Consider the following 5374-nt stretch of genomic DNA (forward strand, 5'->3'; position numbering starts at 1 on the left):
GCGCTCGGGAGCGCTCGCCGCGGCGACCGGCGCCGTCTCGACCGCCGCCGAGCTGAGCGGCGCGCTGCGCACGGTCGTGGACGCCGACGACCGGCTCCTGAGCGAGGGGGCGCGGCGGCGGATGCGCCAGCGGCAGTGGTCGACGACGGGTCGCGACGGCGCCGGGGCCGGCTACGGGCTCGGGCTCATGCTCCGCGAGATCGACGGGCGCACCTGGCACGGCCACGGCGGCGCGTGGACGGGGCAGGCGACGCGGACCCTCGTCGACGCCGAGCGCGACATCGTCGTGAGCGTGCTCACGAACGCGATCGACGCGCCCGCCGAGGAGCTCGCCGTCGGCGTCGCCCGGATCGTGCACGCCGCGCTCGAGCCGAGCGAGCGGCTCGCCGCCGAGCGCCTCGCGCTGCTCCGCTCCTTCGAGGGAGCCTTCGCGAGCATCTGGGGCCGCCTCGACGTCGTCGAGCTCGGCGGCCGGCTCCTCGGCATGAGTCCCACCGCGGCGGACCCGCTCGCCGCGGTCGACGAGCTCACGCCGCTCGACCGCGATCGCGTGCGGATCGCCGCCGCGAGCGGCATGGGCTCGGGGCACGAGATCGCGACCGCTGAGCGCGATGGCGCCGGCAGGGTCCTGCGCTGGCGCGGCGCCTGGCACCTGGAGGCGGTCCACGCGGTGCCCGCGCACGGGGTGCCGGAGCGCGGGGCGCACGCCGACGCGCTCGAGGTCGCGGTCTCCCGGTCCTAGGCGCCGTCCAGTCGCTGGCTCGCGGGCCGGAGGTCCTCGTTCCGGCGGCGACGGGCCGTGCGCCACAGCGACCAGCCGAGGAGCGCGAGCAGCAGCAGGCCGACGACCACGAGCAGCGGCGCCACGATCGCGAGCAGCGACAGGCCCACCGCCCCGACGTCCTCGACGGTCGAGATGACGGGGGCCGCGACGCCGGCGGTCGCGACGTTCGCCGCGGGGCGCACGGCGGTCTTGCCGGCGTGCACCACGAGCGCGATGACCGCGCCGACGACGATCGGCACCCACTGGTTCGAGGCGAAGAACTCCGCGGGGTCGGTGACGGCGACCGTCGAGGCCGTCGACGACGAGCCGAACACGAGCCCGCCCGCCGCGGGACGCACGATGGTCTGGAGCACGTCGTTCACGCTGTCGACCGCGGGGATCTTGTCGGCGACGACCTCGACGACGAGCAGCACCGCCACGATGCCGAGCACCCACCAGTTCGACAGCCAGGCCCACCCCTCCGGGAGCGCGAGCACCCCGGGGAAGAGCCGGTCGGCGAGGCCCACGACGAGCAGCGGGATGTACGCGTTCATGCCCGCGGCGGCCGCGAGCCCGGAACCGGTCAGGAACTCCAGCACAGGGCCTCCTCCCGCGGACCCGCAGCCCGCTCGCGCCGATCGTAGACCCCGCCCCCTGCAGCTGCACCGAAGGGCGCGCATCGCGCGGTAGCGTCGGAGCATGATGGGGGCGGTCACGACGGCTCGCGCCGGTGGCGCGCGGCCCGATCGCACGCGCGAGCGCGCGACCGCCGTCAACCAGCTGCTGCTCGCGGCCGCGATCCTCGTCGCCGGATCGATCGTCGTCGTGCTCGGCGAGGTGCAGCAGGGGGAGCTCCTCTTCGGCGGCCTGCTGCTCGTGTTCGCGCTCACGACCACCGCGCTCGTCGCGCCCTGGAACCGGCTGCACGCGACGTGGGTCGTCCTCATCCCCGTCGGCGACCTCGTCGCGATCTTCCTGCTGCAGCTCTCCTCGCCCGAGAGCGGCATCTGGCTGCTGTGGATGGTGCCGGCCACGTGGCTCGCGACGCTGCAGGGCCCGTGGGGCCTCGCCCTCGGCGCCGGCGGCTCGACCGTGCTCTTCTGGCTCGCGCACCTCGCCGACGACCACGTGCAGGACCCCCTCGACCACGCCCTCGGCCCGGTCGCCCTCACCGCGGCATCCGTCGTCGCGTTCATCGGCGCCCGCCGCTCGTCCGCGCAGCGCGCGCTGCTCGACGAGCAGGCCGACTACCTCGACCACGCCGTCGAGCGAGCACGGCGCCAGGAGGACGCGGTGAGCGAGCTGCTCGACGCCGTCGACTTCGGCGTCGTGCGCATCGGTGCCGAGGGCAGCATCTCGATCGAGAACGACGCGCACGCGCGGCTCACGACCGTCGACGACGAGGAGCTCTTCGAGGCGGACGGCGTCACGCCGATCGAGCCCGGCATGTCGCCGGCGGCGCGAGCGCGCCGCGGCGAGACCTTCGAGAACCTGCTGCACTGGCAGGGACCCCCGGGCGACAACCGCCGCGCGCTGCAGTCGACCGCGCGCCGGCTCATCGACATCAACGGCGCCGATGCCGGCGCGATCCTCGTCACGCGCGACGTGACGGCGGAGCAGCAGGCCGTGCACATCCGCGACGAGCTCGTCGCCTCCGTCTCGCACGAGCTGCGGACGCCGCTCACGAGCGTGCTCGGGCACCTCGACCTCGCGCTCGACAGCGGCGACGTCGGCCCGGGCGCGCGGCGGAGCCTCGAGATCGCCGAGCGCAACGCGTCGCGCCTGCTCGTCATCATCGGCGACATCCTCGCCGCGACCGCGGACGGGCCCGGGCGCTTCGACGTGCGGCCCGTGCAGGAGGACCTCGCGCGCGTCGTGCAGGCGTCGGTCGAGGCCCTCGAGCCGCGCGCGGCCGAGCGCAACATCCGCATCGACAGCTCGGGCATCGAGCCGGCGGAGGCGGAGTTCGATCCCGTCCGGATCCGCCAGGTGGTCGACAACCTCGTGGGGAACGCCGTGAACTACCACGCGGGCGACGGGCTCATCGAGGTGGGCGTCACCGCCGACGACAAGCACGCGTGGCTCGTCGTGCGCGACGACGGCCCGGGCATCGCCGAGGACGCGCTGCCGCACCTGTTCGAGCGCCGGTTCCGTGCCCAGTCCTCGAGCGGCCGGGTCTCCGGCAACGGGCTCGGCCTGTCCATCAGCCGCGATCTCGTCCGCGCCCACGGCGGCGAGATCACCGTCCAGAGCGAGCCGGGGAGCGGTGCGACCTTCGTCGTGCGCCTCCCGCGCCGCGCATCGGGAGCGACCGCATGACCCTCGACCCAGACACCGTCAAGCTCATCACCGCCCTCGTCGTCCACGTCGCCGGCGGGATGTTCGTGCTCGAGACGATGCTCCGCAAGGACGACCGCGCAGGACGGATGTGGGCGCTCGGCTTCCTCGCCGCGATGATCGCGACCGAGGCCGCCGTCGTGCGGGCCGTGGCCGAGATCGGCCCCTGGCCCACCGCGGTCGGGAACGCGGCGTGGGTCGGCTGCCTCGGCCTGCTGTGGCTCGGGTGCCGCGTGTTCAACGGGCGGCGCAGCGGCCGCGCCGCCGCGGTCGTCGCGTTCGCGAGCCTGCTCGCGCTCCTCGCCGTCATGCTGCAGCCGCCCGCGGGCGAGGGATGGTCGGGCGTGCTCGTGATGTTCGCCGCGAACGCGACGTTCGCGGCGCTCGGCGCGGCGGAGACGCTCCGCGGCGCGATGCGGCGATCCCGCACCGGCCTCGGCCTCGGCGTCGTGCTCGCGATCGTCGCGGTGTTCCAGGCGGTGCGGTTCCTCGGCGCGCTGACCCTCGGCACGCAGCACGAGCTCTTCCGCAGCTGGACCGATAGCGGTGTCGCGGGGATCGCGACGATCTGCCTCGTCATCGTCGCCGTGGTCGTCGCATCCGTGCTGCGCGCCGAGCAGGTGCGGCTGCGCGGCACCGAGGACTCCGCGCTCATGGCGATCGCCCCCGACGGCGTGCTGCTCGCCTCGTCGTTCTCGCGCGTGCTGGGCGGCCGTCTCATGCGCGCGAATCGCCGGGCGGAGCTCTTCGCGGTGCTCGTCGTGCGCATCGACGCGCTCTCGCGCATCGCCACCGCGTTCGGCGCCGACGAGGCCGAGCACGTGCGCCAGGCCGCGCGCGCGGCGGTGCGGCGCCTCGCGCCGACCACCGCGGCGCTCGGCACCGACGACCGCGGACTGCTCATGCTCGCGTTCCAGCCCTCGTCGCCCGCCGACGCCCGGCAGCTCGCGGCGCGCATGCACCGCGCGATGCTCGACCAGCTGCGCACCGCGGGCGTGCCGGTGGTCCCACCGATCGGCATGGGCCTGAGCCTGACGAGCGTGTCCGGCTACGACCGTGACGTGCTCGTCGACGCCGCGCGCGCGGCGGCGAAGCGCGCGATGGCGAGCGATGACGTCACGGTGGTCGTGGCAGGCGAGGACGGCGACGCGGACGAGCCCGCGCGCGGTCAGGCGGTGCGGCGGTAGCCCACGCCTCGCACGGTCTCGATCCAGCGCGGCTCGGACGGCGACTCGCCGAGCTTGCGGCGCAGGTTCGCGACGTGCACCTCGATCGCGCGCGCGTCGTGCTCGCTGAGGAAGTGGTCGGGCTCGCCGCGCTCGCCGCGGAGCATGCCCGCGAGCTGGAGCTTGCTGACGACGCGCCGGCCCGAGGCCAGCAGCATCCGGAGGATGTCGAACTCGCTGCGCGTGAGTTCGATCTCCTGCCCGTCGAGCTCCACGACGCGGGCGCCCGGCTCGAGCCGCAGGCCGCGGTGCTCGAGCGTGAGCGGGTCGGCCGGCTCGGCCCACGGCGCAGACGCCGGGTGCGGCGGGCTCGAGGGCGAGTGGACGACCGGCATGCTGCCCGTCGCGGTGGCCGCGCCCTCGTGCACCGCGCGGGGCGGCGACGGATGCGTCGACGCGAGCACGCGCGGACGGCGCATCATCGCCTCGATGCGAGCGCGCAGCTCGCGCGGCCGGAACGGCTTCACGATGTAGTCGTCCGCGCCGGCCTGGAGGCCGACGAGCGTGTCGATCTCGTCGCCCCGGGCCGTGATCATCACCATGTACGCGGTCGTGATGCTGCGCACCTGCCGCGCGGTCTCGAACCCGTCCATGCCGGGCATGTTCACGTCGATCGTGACGACGATCGGGTCGTGCTCGCGGACGAGCTCGACGCCGCTCGGACCGTCCGCCGCGGTGTGCACGGTGAAGCCGCCCTGCGTGAGCACCTGCGCCAGCAGCTCACGGATGTCCTCGCCGTCCTCGATGACGACCGCGACGTCCTCGTGCATCGGTCCTCCCGCATCCCGCACCGCTCGGGTCGGTGCAATGCCGTTCATGCTAGCGCCAGGCCGCGCGTTCACGATCGCACGCTCCCGGCTCCGGACACGACGAGGGGCGAGCCGACCCGACGCGGCCGCTGCCCCACGAGCGCGACGGCGATGAGCAGGCCCACGCCGGCGAGCACGGGCAGCCCCACCTCGGGCTCGCCCATCGCGGCGACGACACCGCCCGCGATGGGCACGCGCAGGCTCGGCGCCCACGCGTCGGCCCCCAGCCGGTGCTGCGC

5 protein-coding genes and 1 pseudogene are annotated in these 5374 nt (G+C 74.9%); 3 read left to right on the forward strand and 3 right to left on the reverse strand.

From position 1 onward, the window contains the following. Nucleotides 1-742: pseudogene (locus NWP09_RS11370) on the forward strand (serine hydrolase); the annotation flags it as partial. Here the strand turns inward: NWP09_RS11370 and NWP09_RS11375 are convergent. After that, the gene (locus NWP09_RS11375; protein ID WP_258275627.1) at nucleotides 739-1362 is read right to left on the reverse strand and encodes a DUF4126 domain-containing protein; all 624 of its coding nucleotides are present in this window, start codon (nucleotides 1360-1362) and stop codon (nucleotides 739-741) included. The pseudogene NWP09_RS11370 and the gene NWP09_RS11375 sit on opposite strands and share 4 nt — an antisense overlap. Nucleotides 1363-1462: 100 nt before the next feature. On the opposite strand from NWP09_RS11375, the gene NWP09_RS11380 reads away from it, so the two are divergent. Next, the gene (locus tag NWP09_RS11380) at nucleotides 1463-3082 is read left to right on the forward strand and encodes a cell wall metabolism sensor histidine kinase WalK (protein ID WP_258275628.1); all 1620 of its coding nucleotides are present in this window, start codon (nucleotides 1463-1465) and stop codon (nucleotides 3080-3082) included. After that, on the forward strand, nucleotides 3079-4287 hold the full coding sequence (locus tag NWP09_RS11385) for a diguanylate cyclase (RefSeq protein WP_258275629.1): 1209 nt from the start codon (nucleotides 3079-3081) through the stop codon (nucleotides 4285-4287). Before NWP09_RS11380 ends, NWP09_RS11385 begins: the two co-directional genes overlap by 4 nt. On the opposite strand, the gene NWP09_RS11390 is transcribed toward NWP09_RS11385, so the two are convergent. Beyond that, nucleotides 4269-5096, reverse strand: a complete 828-nt coding sequence (locus NWP09_RS11390) for a response regulator transcription factor (RefSeq protein ID WP_258275630.1) — start codon at nucleotides 5094-5096, stop codon at nucleotides 4269-4271. The two genes, NWP09_RS11385 and NWP09_RS11390, sit on opposite strands and share 19 nt — an antisense overlap. A gap of 68 nt (nucleotides 5097-5164) precedes the next feature. Next, a partial coding sequence (locus NWP09_RS11395; protein ID WP_258275631.1) for a hypothetical protein occupies nucleotides 5165-5374 on the reverse strand: 210 nt, incomplete at its 5' end.

Source organism: Agrococcus sp. HG114 (genome assembly GCF_024723325.1).
GTDB lineage: Bacteria > Actinomycetota > Actinomycetes > Actinomycetales > Microbacteriaceae > Agrococcus.

Coding starts and splice junctions, on each gene's coding strand:
- NWP09_RS11385 (WP_258275629.1), top strand. CDS start 3,079: ATGACCCTCGACCCAGACACCGTCAAGCTCATCACCGCCCTCGTCGTC.
- NWP09_RS11390 (WP_258275630.1), bottom strand. CDS start 5,096: ATGCACGAGGACGTCGCGGTCGTCATCGAGGACGGCGAGGACATCCGT.
- NWP09_RS11380 (WP_258275628.1), top strand. CDS start 1,463: ATGATGGGGGCGGTCACGACGGCTCGCGCCGGTGGCGCGCGGCCCGAT.